We start from the raw sequence: 16,949 nt of genomic DNA, 5'->3' as shown, positions 1-16,949 counted from the left end.
TCGGACTGAACAGTCCAGACGGTATAGTTTGCCCTGGGATCGAAACTAAACCGTCTGGACGGTATAGTCAAGCCGCATGGGACGGCCTTCAGCGCGTGAACAGATCCTCGATGCCTACGAGGACATCCTCATCGACAGCGGCTCCGCCGCCGTCACGCTCGACGCGGTCGCCGCGAGAGCCGCGGTCTCGAAAGGCGGGCTGCTCTACCACTTCGGATCCAAGGACGCCCTGCTCGACGGCCTGGTCGACCGGCTGCGACGGCTCACCATCGCCGACGTCGAGCACGCGCGCACCGCGCCCGAGGGTGTCGTGCGCTACTACCTGCTCACCTCGGTCACCGACGCCAGCATGAACAAGCCCGCGCATCGCTCCGCCGTGGCGGCGCTGCGCCTGCTCGGGAGCGAGGACCGGGTGACCGCCGCCATGGCCGAAGTCAACGAGATGTGGGCGAACCTGCTCGCCGAGCACTTCGACGACCCGCTCACCGCGGAGATGGTCGCCCTGCTCGGCGACGGGCTGTACCTGCGCGCCACGATGGGCGGGCAGCGCCCGCAGCCGCTGCTGGACCGGCTGCCGGAAGCGCTGGCCCGCCTCGGCGCTGACTAGCTCGTCACGTTGCTGTGGAGCTCGGCGGGGATCACGAAGTCGCCGGGCGACCACATTCCGGAGCGGGTCACCGTCCGCTGCTGCTCGGCGGCCTCGGGCGGCAACGCGTCCGGCTCGTAGGGCTCGAGCTTGTAGAGCGAGCCCCAGTCGCGGTTGTAGTCGCCCTTGAGGTAGGTCGGCAGCTCACGGGCGCGGGTCGTGACGTTGATCCAGCCGAACGGGCCGCCCGCCTTGGGGGAGGACCACGACTCGCCGATGTCGCGGAACGAGCCGCCCGCGCTGACCCGGTACTCCGGCATCTCCGCCACGCCGTTGATCACGGTCGACGGGCTCAGGCAGGGGTGCTGGAACGCCGCGGCCCACTCGAGGAACGTCGGGGTGTCGCCCACGACGTCGGTCATCCGCTCCAGAGCCGGCACGCGAGGCGCGCTGAACGCGAGCCACGCGTCCGGGCCGAGCCCGTTGTCCTCGGCGACGATGCGGATGCGGTCGGCCTCCTTCGCGGCGCCGTCCACGGTGATGCGGGCGTCGCGCCAGCCGGACTCCGAGGGCACGGTGATCTCGCGGCGGTCGACGACCTCGAAGCCCTCCGGGGTGTCCCTGCCGAACTCGGCCGTCATCGTCATCGGGCCGTCGAGCTGGCCCGCGACGGCGACAACCACGGGCACGTCACCGTCGAGCGCGCGCTGCGGCACCGGATACCACTCCGTGCGCAGCTGCCCGGTGCCGTTGCCGGTGGGCTCGTAGCTGCCCCACACCGGGGCGTTCGAGCCACCGAGACCGTATGGCGGCTGCCAGCTCTGTCCCTCGGAACGCTCCGGCAGGCCCTCGCCGGTGTAGAAGCCTTCCTGCGCCGGTTCGAGCCACCGCTCCGGAGTGAGCTCCGGTGGGGTTCCCTCGGGTGTCTCCCAGCCGGGTGCGGGCACGTTGGGCTGGTCGGGGCTCGGTGAGAGCACGCCGCGCAACGGGTCCTGTTCCACGTAGACGTAGTCCGACAGCCCGCAGCTCTGCCCGATCAGCTGGGCGGCGTTGTCGGTGCCGCTGCTGTAGGTGTTCCACCGTTCCACCGTGGCCTTGCCGATGCTGCCGATCTCGAAGAGCACCAGTACCGCGCACACGATGGACAGGGGAGCGGCGCCGAGTCGCAGCGCGCGACTGCGGCTCTCCACCCGCGGTGGCGGCTCGTACGGTTTGTGCTCGTCGTGCTTCATGTGTTCCACCACGGCCACCGCGAACGCCACCGCGGCGGCGACGAGCAGCATCGTGCTGAGCGGAATGCCCATGAACTGCGGCGGGATGTCGTACCACGGCACGCCCCAGCCGGAGACGTACCACCAGGCGTTCGGGCCCGTCGAGGCCAGCGCGGCGATGAGCAGCAGCGCGGCGGTGAACCCGGCGCGGTTGCGCCGCGACGACAGGACGTTCGTACTGGTCGCCAACGCGGTGAGCGCGGCGAGCGCGCCGCCGATCGTGGCGAGCATCCCGAAGTGGTGCGAGTGCTTGGTCGGGGTCAGCGCCAGCACCACGAACGACAGGGCGGACATGGCGAGCAGGCGCCTGCTCGGACCCAGCGCGGCACCGCGGATGATGCCGCGGCGCAGCAGTACCACCGCACACGTCGCGAGGCAGAGCAGCACGAGCAGCACCGGGAAGCGGCGCGTCATCGAGCCGTCGGCGCCGTCGGTGAACAACATCGTGTAGCGCGCGAGCTCCTGGTGCCACGACTGGTTCGGTCCGATCGCCGTGCGCAGGTCGGTGGAGCTCAGCGCCCCGCCGAGCGTCTGGTCGTAGAAGACCAGGTTGAGGATCACGAACCCGGCGGCCGCGATGGACGCGAGAATGGGCAGCCACCCGAACTGCCGCGCGTGCCGTCGCACCATCTTCAGCAACGGTTTCCCGGCGACGATGAACGGCAGCACAGCCATGAGGCCGTGCGGGTTGGTCGCCACCGACAGCGCGGCCGTGGTCAGGCCGAGCAGGGCGGGCAGCATTCTGCGGGTCGCCACCGCGCGTTCGACCGCGCACAGGGTGATCAGCGACAGCACCGCGACGATGTTCTCCGGCCGCAGGCCGTTGTCGTAGGGCAGCCAGAACGCGAGGAACACCGCGCCCGCGGCCCACGCCGCGGCGTTGCTCCTGCGCACCTGCTGGCCGAGGCGCGGCAGCACCTCCCTGCTGATGAGCAGCCACGACACGATGCCCATCAGCAGCGAGGGCAGCCGCATCCACGGCGCGAGGGTGCTGACGTGGGTCATCGCGGCGTAGAGGTCGACGAACCACGCCAGCGGGGAGTCGGCGGTGCCGTACCAGCGGTAGTACTCACCGATGTAGCCCGCGTCGTCGCGGACTCTGGCCATCGTGAGGAAGTAGCCGTCGTCCGCGGTCATCGCCCCGATGAGCCACCAGACCACCAGCGTGCCCACCACGGCGAGGTCCAGCAGCCGGGGTTTCCACCAGCCCTTGGGCGCGAGCCGCGGTGGCTTGCCGCGCGAGAGGTGGTCGAGCCGGTACACCGCCGCCATCGCGATGACGAAGCACGTCACCGACAGTGCGATGGCGATCCACTTGATGACCGTGGCCGTGGTGTCCCAGCGGTTGTCGACCTCCACCGAGACCGACAGTCCCTGGATGGCGTCGCGGTTGGCGTCGAGATCCGAGTAGATGCCGGTGACCTGGGGGCGGTAGTCGCCTTCGGCGGCGGCGAGGACCTCGTCACCGATGCTCGCGGACGTGCCGGAGGCATCGGAGCGGATGGTGATCGTGCAGTCGCCGGGGCCGACCGGCGCGGAGCCGAGCTGCTGTCCGCGCGTGGTGAACGTGAGCAGTCCGCTGTCGACGCGCAGCGCGAGACCGGTGAGCCTGCCGTCCTCCGAGTCGGGCGCGTTGGTGCTGACCAGTGTGGCCGGACCGGAGGTGCGGCGGTCGAGGTCGGCGGCCGCTGAGCACGGGATCTCGGCCTCGAGCTGGACGGGAGCCTGTGCGGTGAGCGGCGCGGTGACCGCGCGGGTGCCCTCCTGCGTCGGCCACTCCAGGGTGGTGACGTCCTGATTGACCGGTAGCAGTGGGATCGCGATCGCGAGGATCGCGCTCAGCACTCCCACGATCGAGGCGAGCAGGCCCAGTAGCTTGACGCGCCGCCGCCGGGACGACTCCTCGCTCACGCAGCGTTTCCCTTCCGGTCCGGGCTGCTGGGCCGCGCCCCTTGATGCCCCGAGATCCACCTCTTGTTACGCGAGGAATCTACGACCGGTGGTAGGCGGGCGACCGAGGGGGTCCCCTACGGCACGGAAACGGCGCGCCATGTTACGTGCACGCTACGCCACGACCGGTGACGAAGGCTGCGACGACGATCACCCGTCAGGTACCCCCGGCGCTCCGCACTCCACCGCGAGTCCCCCGCCCAGACCCGCGAGTCCCCCATTCCGGTACGCGAAGTCCCCACTCGAGTGCGAGCGCATGGTCCCGCGGCCGCGAGTCGTGCGCTCGGGCGCGCGAGTCGTGCGTTCCGGGCCGCGAGTTGCGCGCTCCAGCACGCGAGTTCTGCGTTCCTGTCCGGTGGCGGGTGCGGCGGGTGGAGGCTCGGGTCGGCGGCTGGGGGCGTCGGAATGCGGCTCGGGTGGCCCGCGCGGTGACGGTGTAGCGCACCGCACGGTGTCTGTGCGGTGAGTTGGTCGGAGTCGCACAGGTCGTTCTGCCGCACGTAGTTGCGCAGTTGCATAGTGCGGTGGGCGCGCTTCCAGCACCTGTTCCGCCGGAGACGCGCGAGGTGGGCCGGTCGCCACGTACGCGGCCCGGGTTCGTCCGCCCGTCTCATGGTCCCGAGTGTCGAACTCGCGGTCTGGAGTGGGGGACTCGCGGTTTGGAGCGCGGGACTCGCGGTCTGGAGTGGGGGACTCGCGCGCTGGCGTGGGGGACTCGTCAGTTCGGCGATCTTGCTCTTGCGGACCGTGGCCAGGTGGCCGGCCATGACCCCATCCGCCGTCTCCGGGTCGCCCTCGGTAGCGCGGTGAAGGGCACCTTTACTGCGTTCAACGCGGTAAAGGTGCCCTTCACCGCGTTCGTGACCGGGTTCGTGATCTGGTGGGGTGGGGTTGGTTAGCGGCGGTCCATTTCCAGGTAGGCCTCGCGTAGCCGGTGCAGGTGGTGTTGCATCAGCTCGCCCGCCGTGTCGGCGTCGCGCCGGTCGATGGCCTCGACCATGCCCTGGTGGTCGAGGCACACCTGATCCCAGAACTCCGAGGGCGCGTTGCCCCGCAGGAAGCGGTTCTTCAGCACCGAGAAGATCGGCTGGGTCACCACCTCGAGCAGGCCGTTGTGAGCACATGTGAGCAAGAGGATGTGGAAGCCCTGCGGGTGCTCGTGCTGCGTGCCCGACTCGGCGTTCTCCTGCTCGACGGCGGTGCGCAGCGCGGCCAGCTCGTCGTCGGTGCGCTCGGTGGCCGCGAGCCGCGCCGCGGGCACCTCCAGCATCTCGCGCACGGTCAGCAGCTCGTCGACGGTGAGACCGCTCGCGGAGAGCAGCCCGAGGCTGGTCTCCAGGTAGGCCGTGATCGTGCGCGGGTCGACGTCGGCGACGAACGTGCCGCCGTTGACGCCGCGGCTGGTGTAGACGAGGTGCTGCGAGCTCAGCGACCTCAGCGCCTCGCGCACGGTGCTGCGGCCGACGCCGAACGCCTGGCCCAGTTCGGGTTCGGACGGCAGCCGGTCGCCGGGGGACAGCTCGCCGCTGACGATCAGCGAGCGCAGCTGGTCGGCGATCTGCTGGTAGGCCGACCGCACCGGGGTGACACCGAGCCCGTGCGGCACCACCTGCTTGCTCACGTTGCTCACGCTGCCCAGTCTAGCGAAGCGGACTGATGATTAGCGACCGGACTCGCGGGCGAAAAACGTTTGTGCTGGCAGTGCGTAAAAAATGCTGGGAGATAACCGATTCAGGCGAGAACGAGGGCTTGACGGCAATACGTCAGACGTTTAACTTCCGATGCCATGAGTGCAACGTCGCCACAGGTTCGGCAGGGTTGGCAGGGGCGGTACTACGAGGACTTCGAGGTGGGCGACATCTATCGCCACCCCCTCGGGCGCACGGTCACCCAGACCGACAACACCTGGTTCACGCTGCTGAGCATGAACACCAACCAGGCGCACTTCAACACGCAGTACGCCGCCGACTCCGAGTTCAGCAAGCCGCTCGTGGTCTCCACGCTCACCCTCGCGATCGCCATCGGGCAGAGCGTCATCGACGTCACCCAGAACGCCTTCGCGAACCTCGGCCTCGACGACGTCAAGTTCTCCACCCCCGTCTTCGCCGGTGACACGCTGTGGTCCGAGTCGATCGTGCTGTCCAAACGAGAGTCGGGCAGCCGGCCCAAGGCGGGCATCGTGACCATCCGCACGCGCACGCTCAACCAGGACGGCGCGGTGGTGTGCAGCTTCGTCCGCACGTTCTACGTCCACAAGCAGGGCGCCAACGAGGGCAAGGACCCGTTCCCCGTCGCCGCCGAACCGCTGACCGTGGACTGAGGTGCCCATGCTTCCGCTGCAGGACGTCAGGATCGTCTCGCTCGAGCAGTACGGCGCGGGTCCGTTCGGGTCGCTCCATCTCGCCGAGCTGGGTGCGCAGATCATCAAGATCGAGGACCCGTCGGTCGGCGGCGACGTCGGCCGCACGGTGCCGCCCTACACACAGGGCGAGGACTCGTTGTTCTTCGAGTCGTTCAACCGCAACAAGTCGAGCATCTCGCTGGACATGGCAACGCCCGAGGGGCGCGCGGTGTTCGAGGACCTGGTCCGTGGTGCCGACGCCGTGTACTCGAACCTGCGCGGTGACGTGCCGGCTAAGCTCGGCATCACCTACGCCGACCTCGAGCATCTCAACCCGGCGATCGTGTGCTGCTCGCTGTCGGGCTTCGGAATGACCGGGCCGCGCGTCAAGGAACCCGGCTACGACTACATCCTGCAGGGCCTCGCGGGCTGGATGTCGGTGGGCGGTGAGCCCGGCGGACCGCCGCAGAAGACCGGACTGTCCATGGTGGACTACAGCGGTGGGCTCGTGGCCGCCATAGCGCTGGTCTCGGGTATCCACGCGGCTCGCCGCGACGGCGTGGGCATGGACTGCGACCTGAGCCTGTACGACACCGCCATCAGCATGCTCACCTACCTCGCCACCTGGCACCTGAGCGCGGGCCACGAACCCCAGCGCACCGCGCGCTCGGCGCACCCGTCGCTGGTGCCGTTCCAGACCTTCCCCGCGAGCGACGGCTGGCTGGTGATCGGCTGTGCCAAGGAGAAGTTCTGGCAGCGGCTGGCCACCATCATCGGCAGGGCGGACCTGCTGGAGGACCCCCGGTTCGCGACCTTCGCCGACCGGGCACGCCACCACGGCGAACTCGAGAAGATCCTCGACGACGAGCTGGTCCGCGGCACGGTCGCCGGCTGGCTGGAGAAGATGCGCGCCGCGTCGATCCCGTGCGCGCCCATCAACAGCATCCCGCAGGCGCTCGCCGACGAACAGGCGCTCGCCCGCGAGATGGTGGTGGCCACCGAGCACCCGGTGTTCGGCACGGTTCGCCAGGTCGCCTCGCCGGTCCGCGTCGGGCCCGAGCGGGTCGCCCCGCACCGGGCACCGCACCGCGGCGAGCACACCGAGTCGCTGTGCAGCGAGCTGCTCGGCTACTCGCCCGAGCACATCGCGGGCATTCGCGCGGCAGGCGCCTTCGGCACCGCCTGAACCCATCCCCACCAGGAGTGACCATGGACTTCTCGTTCAACGACGAACAACGGCTGTTCCGCGACTCGCTGCGTGCCTTCGTGGACAAGGAGATCATCCCGGTCGCACGCGACTGGGAGCAGTCGGGCCGCTATCCGGCCGAGATCGTGGCCGAGATGCGCACGCTCGGCCTGTTCGGGCTCGCCATCCCCGAGACCTACGGCGGCCTCGGCGCCGACACCGTGTCCTTCGTGCTCACCTTCGAGGAGATCTCGCGCGGGTGGATGGGCATCGCCGGCATCCTCGGCAGCCACTCCGTCTCGTGCTTCATGATCGCCAACCACGGCACGGAGGAGCAGAAGCAGCAGTACCTGCCGAGGCTCGCCACCGGCGAGCTGCGCACCGGTATCGCGCTCACCGAGCCGGGTGCGGGCACCGACCTGCAGGGAATTCGCACCACGGCGCGGCTGGAGGGCGACCATTACGTCGTCAACGGCTCCAAGACGTGGATCACCAACGCCCGCTATGCCAACCCGTTGCCGGTGCTGGTGAAGACCGACCCGGCCGCGACTCCGGCACACCGCGGCATGAGCGTGCTGCTCGTGGACACCACGAGCGAGGGCTTCTCGGTGGAGAAGGACATCCCGAAGCTCGGCTACAAGGGCACCGAGTCGTGCGAGCTGCGGCTCGACAACGTCCGGGTCCCGCGTTCGGCGCTGCTCGGCGGCGTCGAGGGCAAGGGCATGCGGCAGGCACTGTCCTCACTGGAGACCGGGCGCGTCAACATCGCCGCCCGCTCCGTCGGCATCGCGCAGCGCGCCTACGAGGAGGCACTGCGCTACGCCAGGGAACGCGAGGCCTTCGGCCAGCCGATCGGCGACTTCCAGGCCGTGCAGATCAAACTCGCCGAGATCGCGATCCAGCTGCAAGCGGCCCGGCTCATGACGTACTGGGCGGCCTCGCAGATGGACGCCGGGGCGCGGATGGACGCCGAGTCGGGGATGGCCAAGGTGTTCAGCTCCGAGACCGCTCTGCAGTGCGCGCTCGACGCCATGCGCATCCACGGCGGCTACGGCTACTCCGCCGAGTTCGAGGTGGAGCGGCTCTACCGGGACGCGCCGCTGATGGCGATCGGCGAGGGCACCAACGACGTGCTGCGCACGGTCATCGCGAAGGCGCTGCTCGGAGGCAAGGCTCATGTGGGGTAGGCGGGCGCGCGCGGTGGTCGCCGGCCTCGCCGGGCTCGGTCTGCTGGCGGCGGGCTGCGCGAAGCCGCCCGTGGCCGACGACCCGAACGGGCCGATCCGCATCGGGGCCGCCGTGTCGGACACGGGCAAGTACTCGATCGAGGGCCAGGCGGTGAAACACGGCTACGAGCTGTGGGCCGACATGGTCAACGACGAGCTGGGCGGCATCCAGGTCGGCGACCGCAAACGCAAGGTCGAGATGGTCTACTACGACGACCAGTCCGACCCGGAGCAGGCCGTGCGGCTCACGCAGCGCCTGATCAGCGAGGACGGCATCGACTTCATCTTCGGTTCCTACTCGTCGGGGCTCACGCTCGCGGCGTCGGCGGTGACCGAGCCGAACCAGCGGATCCTCTTCGCGGGCGGTGCCGCGGCCGACACGGTGTTCAGCCAGGGCTCCGACTACGTGTTCAGCCCGCTCACCAACACGAGCCGCTACACCGAGTCGGCGCTGCGGGAGCTCGCGAAACGCGGGGCGAAGACCGTGGGCATCCTGCACACCGACGAGGCGCCGATGGTCGACATCCAGACGGCCACCGAGAAGCTCGCCGGAGAGCTGGGCATGCGGGTGGTGGGCACGCAACGGGTGCCCAGCGACGCCAACGACATCCGCGGCGCGGTGACCCAGCTGCGCCAGTCCGACCCCGACGTGCTCGTCGAGGCCGGCCACACGCTCATGGGCGTGCTCACGGTGCAGACCATGCGCAGCATGAGCTGGGCGCCGGAGTACGTCGTGATGATCCAGGCGCCCACCGAGCCCGGTTTCGTGGAGCAGCTCGGCGCCGCCGCGACGGAGGGCATCATGGCGCCGACTCAGTGGCACTCCTCGGCGCAGTTCTCCGACGAGTACTTCGGCACGGCCGGGGACTACCGGAAACGCTACGTCGAGCGCTACGGCGAGGAACCGTCGTACATGCCGCCCAGCGGCAGCGCGGTGGCGCTGTCCCTGCAGCTCGCGATCGAGAAGGCGGGCAGCGTCGACGTGGAAAAGGTCCGCGAGGCGCTGCTGGAGCTGGACACCGAGACGTTCTACGGCCGGATCAACTACTCCGGCGAGGGCGACCCGAGCGGGCTCAAGGGCGCCAACGTCACGCGGCCGATGCTGACGATCCAGCTCAACGCCAAGGGCGAGCAGGTCGTCGTCGCCCCGGAGGAGAACGCCTCCGCCGAAATCGTACCCATGAAGCCGTGGTCGCAGCGTTGATCCACGGCTAGCCCATCGGCGCGTGGCGCCGTGCTGACAAAGGAGTTATGCGTATGGGCCAGTTGAGTCAGGTGGTGCTCGACGGCATCGTGCTCGGCGGCTTCTATGCCCTCGTCGCGCAAGGACTCTCGCTGGTGTTCGGCGTGATGGGCGTGCTCAACCTCGCCCACGGCGAATGTGTGCTCATCGGGGCCTACCTCGCGTGGACCGCCCAGCACTACCTGGGAGTCGATCCGCTGATCGCGCTGCCCGTGATCATGGCGCTCGGCTTCGGGTTCGGCTGGGTGCTGTGCCGGACGCTGGTGATCCGCGTGGTCGAGCGGCCGCCGCTGATGTCGCTGCTGCTGACCTTCGGGATCGGCGCGGTGGCCCAGGGCGTGCTGCTGAAGCTGTTCAGCAGCACCCCGAGGGTGACCACCACCGGCTACTCGGCCGACGTGGTGAGCATCTTCGGGCTCACGATCCCCACCCCGAGGGCGTTCATGCTGCTCGGCGCCGTGGTGATCCTCGTGCTCACGTGGGCGCTGCTCAACCGCACGCGCGTCGGCCGCTCGATCCAGGCGGCGGCGCAGAACAAGGCCGCGGCGCGCGTCGTCGGCATCGACATCGCGGCGGTCTACGCCATCGCGTTCGGCATCGGTATCGCGCTCGTGTTCGCGGGTGGCACGTTGCTGGGCTCGGCGCAGGGCTTCTACCCGTTCCTCGGGCCGCTGCTGACGATGAAGGCGTTCGCGATCGTGGTGCTCGGCGGCGTGGGCCGGATGACCGGAACGGTGCTCGCGGCGATGGTGGTGGGGCTGATCGAGACACTGCTCGCCTCGTACGTGCCCTCGGTGGGCACGGGTCTGGGCATCGCGGCCGCGTTCATCCTCGTGGTGGTCGTGCTCGTGGTGCGCCCCAACGGAATCAGCGGAGGAAAGCAGGTGACCGCCGGTGTCTAGCGGAACCCCCACGGTCAGTACGCCCGGCGCGCCACCGCCACAGAAGGCGGCGCAGCGCCTGTCGGCTGCCCCGGTCCGCGCGCTCGCCGCGTCGCGGCTGGCCGACCCGCGACTGCGGGCGGGCCTGTTCGCGGCCGGGCTGGCGGCGCTGCTGGTGACGCCCCTGTTCGGGCTCAACAACTCGGCATTGTTGTTGTTCAGCACGGTCTTCATGTGGATCGGGCTGACGTCGAGCTGGAACATCATCTCCGGCTTCACCGGCTACGTCGACTTCGGGCACGGCGTGTTCTTCGGCATCGGCGGCTACACCGCGGGCCTGCTGGTGACGCACCTGGAGATGCCGTTCTGGTACACGGTGCCCTTCGCCCCGGTGTTCGGTTTCGTGTTCGCGCTCGTCGTCGGCTACCCACTGCTGCGGTTGCGGGGCGTGTACTTCTCCATCGCCATGCTGGGCGCGTTCATGGCGATGCGGGAGCTCGCACTGGTGTTCCGCGACTTCACCGGCGGCTCCGGCGGCATCATCTTCGAGGCCGTCATCGACCGGACGCTGTTCTACTACGTGTTCCTCGGTGTCGCGGTGATCGTGGTGCTGGGCACCGTGTGGCTGCGGCGCTCACAGCTCGGGTCGAGCATGCTCGCCGTGCGCGAGAACGAGATCGGGGCCGAGGCGCGGGGCATCAACACCACGATGGTCAAGCTCACGGCGTTCTGCGTCGCGGGTTCCATCACCGCGCTGATCGGCAGCCTGTGGGCCTACCAGACGGCGTTCATCGACCCCGCGATCATGTTCCGCGACGTGCTGCTGATCAACCTCGCGTTGATGGTCACGCTCGGCGGGCTCGGCACGGTGTGGGGCCCCGCGCTCGGCGCGACGGTGTTCATCCTGCTGCGCGAGACGCTGTGGGAGACCGAGGGTGAGGACTTCCTGGTGTTCTTCGGGGTCGCACTGATCGTGGTGGTGCTGACCCTGCCCAAGGGCATCGCCGGCTCGCTGGCCGATCGCGTCCACCTTGCGAGAGCCCGGCGCGCCGGGAAGGAGGAGAGCCGATGACTGCGCTGCTCACGGCCGAGCGGGTCACGTGCCGCTTCGGCGGGCTCGTCGCCCTCGACGCCGTGGACTTCCACGTCGACGCGGGCGAGATCGTGGGACTGATCGGGCCCAACGGCTCCGGCAAGTCCACGTTGCTCAGCTGCCTGTCCGCGGGCAGGCGTGCCGACGACGGGCGCATCCGGCTGGACGGCAAGGACATCACCGGCCGTCGTCCGTCCACAGTAGCCAGACTGGGGCTGACGAGGACGTTCCAGGACGCGCGGGTGTTCGGCGAGCTCACCGTCACCGAGAACGCGCTGCTCTCGCGCGACTGGACCCGGCTGCCCTCGTTCGGCCTGTTGCGGTCCCCGGAACGCGCCGCGCGGGAGCGGGCGGCCGGGCTGCTCGACCTCGTGGGCCTCGGCGGGATGGCGCGGGAGAAGGCGGGCAGCCTCTCCGGCGGGCAGCAGCGGCTGCTGGAGCTGGTCATGGCGATCATGCCGGGCCCGAAGGTCGTGATGCTCGACGAGGCCACCTCCGGGGTGAACCCGGCGCTGATCGCCGAGCTGTCGGAGCACCTGCGGCTGTTGCACCGCGAGGAGAACGTGGCGTTCGTGATCGTGGAGCACAACGTCGGCTTCGTGTTCGGGATGGCCGACCGGATCGTCGTGCTCCAGCAGGGGCGCGTGCTCGCGGAGGGCCCGCCCGACGAGGTCAAGTCCAACCAGGAGGTCATCGATGCCTATCTCGGAGCCTGAGGCCGAGGTGCGCCGCGACGAGCCGGGGCAGCGGCCGTTGCTCGAGGTGCGCGGGCTGCGGGCCGGATACCGCGGCGTGGACATCCTGCACGGTGTGGACCTGACAGTCGGCCAGGGCGAGATCGTGTGCGTGGTCGGGCCCAACGGCTCGGGCAAGTCCACGGTGTTCAAGGCGCTGTACGGGCTGATCGACGTCCGCGAGGGCAGCGTGCTCCTCGACGGCGAGGACATCACCGACTACGGCCCGCAGCGCCTGCTGACCACCGGGATCGCGCTGGTCCCGCAGCAGCCGGCGATCTTTCCCTCAATGACTGTGCACGAGAACATCGAACTGGGCATGTACCTCGAACGCGACCGCGGCAAGATCCGCGGCCGCGTGGCCGAGGTGTTCGACCTGTTCCCGAAGCTCGCCGCCCGCCGCTCGCAGCAGGCGGGCACGCTCTCCGGCGGCGAGCGGCGGGCGCTGGAGATCGGCCGCTCGCTGATGCTGCGCCCGCGTCTGGTGCTGATGGACGAGCCGTCCGTGGGCCTGTCCCCGGTGCTGGTGCGCGAGGTGTTCGAGCAGCTGCGCGAGCTGCGCGACGCGGCGGGCCTGACTTTCCTGATGATCGAGCAGAACGCCAAGTCCGGGCTGGAGCTCAGCGACCGCGGCTACGTGATCGAGCGCGGCCGCGTGACCTACTCCGGCGCGGGTTCGGAGCTGCTCGGCGACGACGAGGTACGCAGAACGTTTCTGGGCGTGGGAAAGGACGACTGATGACCCTGGCAGAGAAAGCACCGACTGCGGCGCAGCGGATCGCGACCTTCACCGCGGGACTGCGCGCGCAGGACCTGCCCGAACAGGTGCGGCGGACGGCGAGCCTGCACGTGCTCGACACGCTCGGCTGCGGGCTGGCGGCGTCGGCGCTGGACGAGGCCGCCTACGTGGTCTCGGGAACCGAGGAGGGCGCAGGCGGCGGGCCGGCGACCGGCATCGGGGTGGCACACGGATTGCCCGCGGCGGAGGCGGCGTTCGTCAATGGGGTGCTGTGCCACGCGCTCGACTTCGACGACACGCACCCGGAGTCGGTGACGCACGTGAGCGTCGCGGTGACCCCGGCGGCGTTCGCCGCGGGGGAGGCGGCCGGGGCCGACGGCGCGACCGTGCTGGCCGCGGTGGTGGCGGGCAACGAGGTCTCCACGCGGGTCGGCGCCGCTGCGGGCGGGGTCTTCCACGCCCGCGGACTGCACCCCAGTGGCGTGTGCGGCGTGTTCGGCGCCGCGGCCGCCGCGGCGAGGGCCCGCGGGCTCGACGCCGAGACCACGGCCCACGCGCTCGGCATCGCGGGCAGCATGGCCTCGGGACTGCTGGAGTTCCTCGCCGACGGCGCCGACACCAAGCGGCTGCACCCTGGCTGGGCCGCGCAGGCGGGCATCACCGCGGCGCGGCTCGCCGCGCACGGCGCCACCGGCCCCGCCACGGTGTTCGAGGGCAGGCGCGGCTTCTACGCCACCTACCTCAACGGCGTCGAGGTCGACCTCGGCGCGGGGCTGGCCGATCTCGGGCAGCGGTGGAACACGCCCTCGATCGCCTACAAGCCCTACCCGGCGTGCCACTACACGCACGCGCCCGTCGACGCGCTCGCCGAGGTGCTGCGGGAGCACCCGCTGCGCGCCGATGAGGTGGCCCGGGTGGTGGCGTTCACCGACAAGACCGGGGTGGACCTGGTACTCGAGCCGTCAGCGGACAAGGTGCGCCCGCGCACGCCCTACGACGCGAAGTTCAGCCTGCCGTACTGCCTCGCGAGCCTGCTGGTGCGCGGCAGCGTGGAGGTCGGCAGCTTCACCCCGGACGCGATCGCCGACCAGGCGGTGCTCGCCGTGACGCCGCGCGTGAGCTACGAGACGCGCGAGTACTCGCCCCGGCCGGACGCGTTCGGCGGCGGCGTGCGGGTGGAGACCACAGACGGCCGCACCTTCGAGGCCGAACTGCGTTACCAGCGCGGCGGCGCGGAGAACCCGATGACCGAGGACGACGTGCGCGTCAAGTACCGCGCCAACGCGGGACTCGCGCTCTCCGGCGGCGCCGTGAGCGCGCTGGAGGACTCGGTGACGCGGCTCGGCGAGCTGCCCGACCTCGGCTTCCTCGCGGCGGTGCGGTCGTGACGTTCGCACTGGAGGCGGCGCGCTCGCTGCTGTTCGCGCCCGGCAAGGACGAGCGCAAGCTCGCCAAGGCGCTGGCGTCGGAGGCGGACCTGGTGGTCGCCGACCTCGAGGACGCCGTGCCACCGGGGGAGAAGGAGCTCGCGCGGGCGACCATCGCGGCGGCGTTCGCGACCCGTCGCTCGCGCGGCCTGAGCTTCGTGCGGATCAACGCGCCCGGCACCCCGTGGTTCGCCGACGACGTGGCCGCGCTGTCCGGTGTCGCGCTCGACGGGATCATGGTGCCGAAGGCGACGCCGTCGGCGCTCGGCGCGCTGGACGAGGACGGGCCGCCGGTCATCGCGCTGATCGAGACGGCGGCCGGGGTGCGCGACGCCTACGAGACGGCGGCGCACCCGAGGGTCGTGGCGCTGATGCTGGGCGGAGCCGACCTCGCCGCCGAGGCCAACCTGGAGCTCCGCGCCGACGGGCAGGAACTGCTGCACGCCCGCTCGGTGCTCGTGTTCGCCTCCATCGCGGCCGGGCTGCGGCCGCCGTTCGACGTCGTGCACCTCGACGTGCGCGACGACGCGGCGCAGGAGGCCGAGGCGCGTCTGGCCCGCTCGCTGGGCTTCGGCGGCAAGGCGTGCGTGCATCCGGCGCAGCTGGCCGGTGTGCACCGGGTCTTCACCCCGACCGAGGAGGAGACCGCGCACGCCAGTGCCGTGCTGGCGGCGTTCGACGACGCGCAGCGGCGCGGCGAGTCCGTGGTGCTGCTGAACGGCAAGCTCGTGGACCCGCCCATCGTCGCCAGTGCCAGGACGACGCTGGCCAGAGCGGGCGGGTGAGCGCGATGCGGTTCGGCATCTTCCTCACCAACCAGCAGCCGATCGGGGCCGACCAGCGCCAGGCGCTCGAGGACCAGCTGAGCCTGCTGCGGGCCGCCCGCGACGGCGGATGGGACTCGGTGTTCGCCGGTCAGCACTACCTCAGCGAGGGCCTGACCCACATCCAGCCGCTGCCCTACCTCGCGCGGCTCGCCGCCGAGGCAGGCGAGCTGCGCGTCGGGATCGGCATCCTGCTGCTCGCCCTGCAGAACCCCGTGGAGGTGGCGGAGAACTACGCCGCGCTGGACGTGATCACGGGCGGGCGGCTGATCTTCGGGGTCGGGCTCGGCTACCGCGAGGTCGAGTACGCCGCGCTCGGGGTGCCACCGGAGGACAAGGTGCGCCGCTTCGAGTCCAACCTCGACGTCGTGCGGCGGCTGTGGGCCGGCGACACCGTGGGCGCGGACCTGCCGTGGTGCCGCCTCGACGGCGCGCGGCTCGGGGTGCTGCCGGTGCAGCGGCCCGGCCCGCCCGTATGGATGGCGGCCAACAGCGACGGTGCCGTGCGCCGCGCCGCGCGCCTCACGGGCACGTGGATGATCAATCCGCACGCGACGCTCGGCACGGTGCGCAGGCAGGCGGAGCTCTTCCGCGCCGAGGCAGCCGCACACGGCGTGCCCGAACCGGCCGAACGCCCCGCGATGCGGGAGATCTTCTGCGCGGAGACCCGCGAGCGGGCCGTGGAGCTGGCCGGTCCGTACCTGAGCGGCAAGTACCGGACCTACGCCCGGTGGGGCCAGGACCGCGTGATGCCGGACCGGGAGTCGTTCGAGATGCCCTACGACCAGCTGGCGGAGCAGCGGTTCGTGGTGGGCTCACCGGAGGACTGCGTGCGCGCGCTGCTGCCGTGGCGCGACGAGCTCGGGGTCGACCACCTGCTGCTGCGCACGCACTGGGCCGGGATGCCGGTGGAGCACTCGCTGAACTCGGTGCGGCTGCTCAGCGAGGCGGTGCTGCCCGCGCTCAGGACGTGAGGCGCTCGCGGGCCTCGGTGACCCCGCGGACGGCGAGCTTGTCGGCGCGCTCGTTCTCGGGGTGACCGGCGTGGCCCTTCACCCAGTGCCACTCCACCTGGTGCCGGCTCACCGCGGCTTCGAGCCGCTGCCACAGGTCGGCGTTCTTCACCGGCTCCTTGGCGCTGGTGAGCCAGCCGTTGCTCCGCCACCGGATCATCCAGCTGGTGATGCCGTTGCGGACGTAGGTGGAGTCGGTGTAGAGCTTCACCACCGACGGCCGGGTCAGCGTCTCGAGCGCGCGGATCGGCGCCGTGAGCTCCATGCGGTTGTTGGTGGTGGTCTCGGACTCGCCGCCGTACAGCTCGCGTTCGTGGTGGCCGTACCGCAGCACCGCGCCCCAGCCCCCGGGGCCGGGGTTGCCGCTGCACGCGCCGTCGGTGTAGATCTCCACGACAGTCTCGGCGGCCTCGTCCACGCGGGGAGACTAGCAAC

The 16,949-nt window shown here is 70.5% G+C and carries 15 protein-coding genes; 12 read left to right on the top strand and 3 right to left on the bottom strand.

Annotation, left to right across the window (positions count from 1 at the left end):
* The first annotated feature begins 76 nt into the window (after positions 1-76).
* Positions 77-607, top strand: coding sequence for a TetR/AcrR family transcriptional regulator (locus JHE00_RS02695; protein WP_200314370.1), 531 nt, complete (start codon positions 77-79; stop codon positions 605-607).
* Here the strand turns inward: JHE00_RS02695 and JHE00_RS02690 are convergent.
* The gene (locus JHE00_RS02690; RefSeq protein ID WP_200314368.1) at positions 604-3,768 is read right to left on the bottom strand and encodes an arabinosyltransferase domain-containing protein; all 3,165 of its coding nucleotides are present in this window, start codon (positions 3,766-3,768) and stop codon (positions 604-606) included. The genes JHE00_RS02695 and JHE00_RS02690 overlap by 4 nt on opposite strands.
* 934 nt (positions 3,769-4,702) lie before the next feature.
* Positions 4,703-5,437 carry a FadR/GntR family transcriptional regulator gene (locus JHE00_RS02685; protein WP_307831787.1) on the bottom strand — a complete coding sequence of 245 codons (735 nt, stop codon included), beginning with the start codon at positions 5,435-5,437 and terminating at the stop codon, positions 4,703-4,705.
* Between the two features lie 156 nt (positions 5,438-5,593).
* Between JHE00_RS02685 and JHE00_RS02680 the strand changes: the two genes are divergently transcribed.
* Genes JHE00_RS02680 through JHE00_RS02630 form a run of 11 tightly spaced genes read left to right on the top strand, consistent with a single transcriptional unit; the run spans position 5,594 to position 16,475 of the window.
* Positions 5,594-6,127, top strand: coding sequence for a MaoC family dehydratase (locus JHE00_RS02680; RefSeq protein ID WP_200314366.1), 534 nt, complete (start codon positions 5,594-5,596; stop codon positions 6,125-6,127).
* Positions 6,128-6,134: 7 nt separating this feature from the next.
* On the top strand, positions 6,135-7,334 hold the full coding sequence (locus JHE00_RS02675; protein WP_200314364.1) for a CaiB/BaiF CoA transferase family protein: 1,200 nt from the start codon (positions 6,135-6,137) through the stop codon (positions 7,332-7,334).
* Positions 7,335-7,357: 23 nt separating this feature from the next.
* Positions 7,358-8,521: an acyl-CoA dehydrogenase family protein gene (locus JHE00_RS02670; RefSeq protein WP_200314362.1), complete on the top strand. Its 1,164-nt coding sequence runs from the start codon at positions 7,358-7,360 to the stop codon at positions 8,519-8,521.
* On the top strand, positions 8,511-9,764 hold the full coding sequence (locus tag JHE00_RS02665) for an amino acid ABC transporter substrate-binding protein (protein ID WP_200314360.1): 1,254 nt from the start codon (positions 8,511-8,513) through the stop codon (positions 9,762-9,764). The genes JHE00_RS02670 and JHE00_RS02665 overlap by 11 nt, the downstream gene beginning before the upstream one ends.
* Positions 9,765-9,817: 53 nt before the next feature.
* Positions 9,818-10,705 (top strand): branched-chain amino acid ABC transporter permease, encoded by an 888-nt coding sequence (locus JHE00_RS02660; protein ID WP_200314357.1) that lies wholly within the window; start codon positions 9,818-9,820, stop codon positions 10,703-10,705.
* Positions 10,698-11,756, top strand: a complete 1,059-nt coding sequence (locus JHE00_RS02655; RefSeq protein WP_200314355.1) for a branched-chain amino acid ABC transporter permease — start codon at positions 10,698-10,700, stop codon at positions 11,754-11,756. Before JHE00_RS02660 ends, JHE00_RS02655 begins: the two co-directional genes overlap by 8 nt.
* On the top strand, positions 11,753-12,493 hold the full coding sequence (locus JHE00_RS02650) for an ABC transporter ATP-binding protein (RefSeq protein ID WP_200314353.1): 741 nt from the start codon (positions 11,753-11,755) through the stop codon (positions 12,491-12,493). Before JHE00_RS02655 ends, JHE00_RS02650 begins: the two co-directional genes overlap by 4 nt.
* Positions 12,474-13,250, top strand: coding sequence for an ABC transporter ATP-binding protein (locus tag JHE00_RS02645; RefSeq protein WP_200314351.1), 777 nt, complete (start codon positions 12,474-12,476; stop codon positions 13,248-13,250). Before JHE00_RS02650 ends, JHE00_RS02645 begins: the two co-directional genes overlap by 20 nt.
* Positions 13,250-14,638 carry an MmgE/PrpD family protein gene (locus JHE00_RS02640; RefSeq protein WP_200314348.1) on the top strand — a complete coding sequence of 463 codons (1,389 nt, stop codon included), beginning with the start codon at positions 13,250-13,252 and terminating at the stop codon, positions 14,636-14,638. Before JHE00_RS02645 ends, JHE00_RS02640 begins: the two co-directional genes overlap by 1 nt.
* Positions 14,635-15,462, top strand: a complete 828-nt coding sequence (locus JHE00_RS02635; RefSeq protein WP_307831786.1) for an HpcH/HpaI aldolase/citrate lyase family protein — start codon at positions 14,635-14,637, stop codon at positions 15,460-15,462. Before JHE00_RS02640 ends, JHE00_RS02635 begins: the two co-directional genes overlap by 4 nt.
* Positions 15,463-15,467: 5 nt before the next feature.
* Complete coding sequence (locus JHE00_RS02630; RefSeq protein ID WP_200314346.1) at positions 15,468-16,475, top strand: LLM class flavin-dependent oxidoreductase; 1,008 nt, start codon at positions 15,468-15,470, stop codon at positions 16,473-16,475.
* Here JHE00_RS02630 and rnhA read toward each other — a convergent pair.
* A complete protein-coding gene (gene rnhA, locus JHE00_RS02625; RefSeq protein ID WP_307831785.1) occupies positions 16,465-16,932 on the bottom strand; it encodes a ribonuclease HI in 468 nt (155 codons plus the stop codon). The two genes, JHE00_RS02630 and rnhA, sit on opposite strands and share 11 nt — an antisense overlap.
* Between the last annotated feature and the right edge of the window lie 17 nt (positions 16,933-16,949).

The organism is Prauserella cavernicola (assembly GCF_016595675.1).
GTDB lineage: Bacteria > Actinomycetota > Actinomycetes > Mycobacteriales > Pseudonocardiaceae > Prauserella_A > Prauserella_A cavernicola.
Note: the sequence above shows the minus strand (reverse complement) of the source record. Positions and strands in the feature narration are given on the sequence as shown.

Excerpts from the sequence above, each read along its gene's own strand:
- JHE00_RS02660 (WP_200314357.1), top strand. The coding sequence starts at position 9,818 with ATGGGCCAGTTGAGTCAGGTGGTGCTCGACGGCATCGTGCTCGGCGGC.
- JHE00_RS02695 (WP_200314370.1), top strand. The coding sequence starts at position 77 with ATGGGACGGCCTTCAGCGCGTGAACAGATCCTCGATGCCTACGAGGAC.
- JHE00_RS02650 (WP_200314353.1), top strand. The coding sequence starts at position 11,753 with ATGACTGCGCTGCTCACGGCCGAGCGGGTCACGTGCCGCTTCGGCGGG.
- JHE00_RS02675 (WP_200314364.1), top strand. The coding sequence starts at position 6,135 with ATGCTTCCGCTGCAGGACGTCAGGATCGTCTCGCTCGAGCAGTACGGC.
- JHE00_RS02645 (WP_200314351.1), top strand. The coding sequence starts at position 12,474 with ATGCCTATCTCGGAGCCTGAGGCCGAGGTGCGCCGCGACGAGCCGGGG.
- JHE00_RS02665 (WP_200314360.1), top strand. The coding sequence starts at position 8,511 with ATGTGGGGTAGGCGGGCGCGCGCGGTGGTCGCCGGCCTCGCCGGGCTC.
- JHE00_RS02680 (WP_200314366.1), top strand. The coding sequence starts at position 5,594 with ATGAGTGCAACGTCGCCACAGGTTCGGCAGGGTTGGCAGGGGCGGTAC.
- JHE00_RS02640 (WP_200314348.1), top strand. The coding sequence starts at position 13,250 with ATGACCCTGGCAGAGAAAGCACCGACTGCGGCGCAGCGGATCGCGACC.
- JHE00_RS02670 (WP_200314362.1), top strand. The coding sequence starts at position 7,358 with ATGGACTTCTCGTTCAACGACGAACAACGGCTGTTCCGCGACTCGCTG.
- JHE00_RS02630 (WP_200314346.1), top strand. The coding sequence starts at position 15,468 with ATGCGGTTCGGCATCTTCCTCACCAACCAGCAGCCGATCGGGGCCGAC.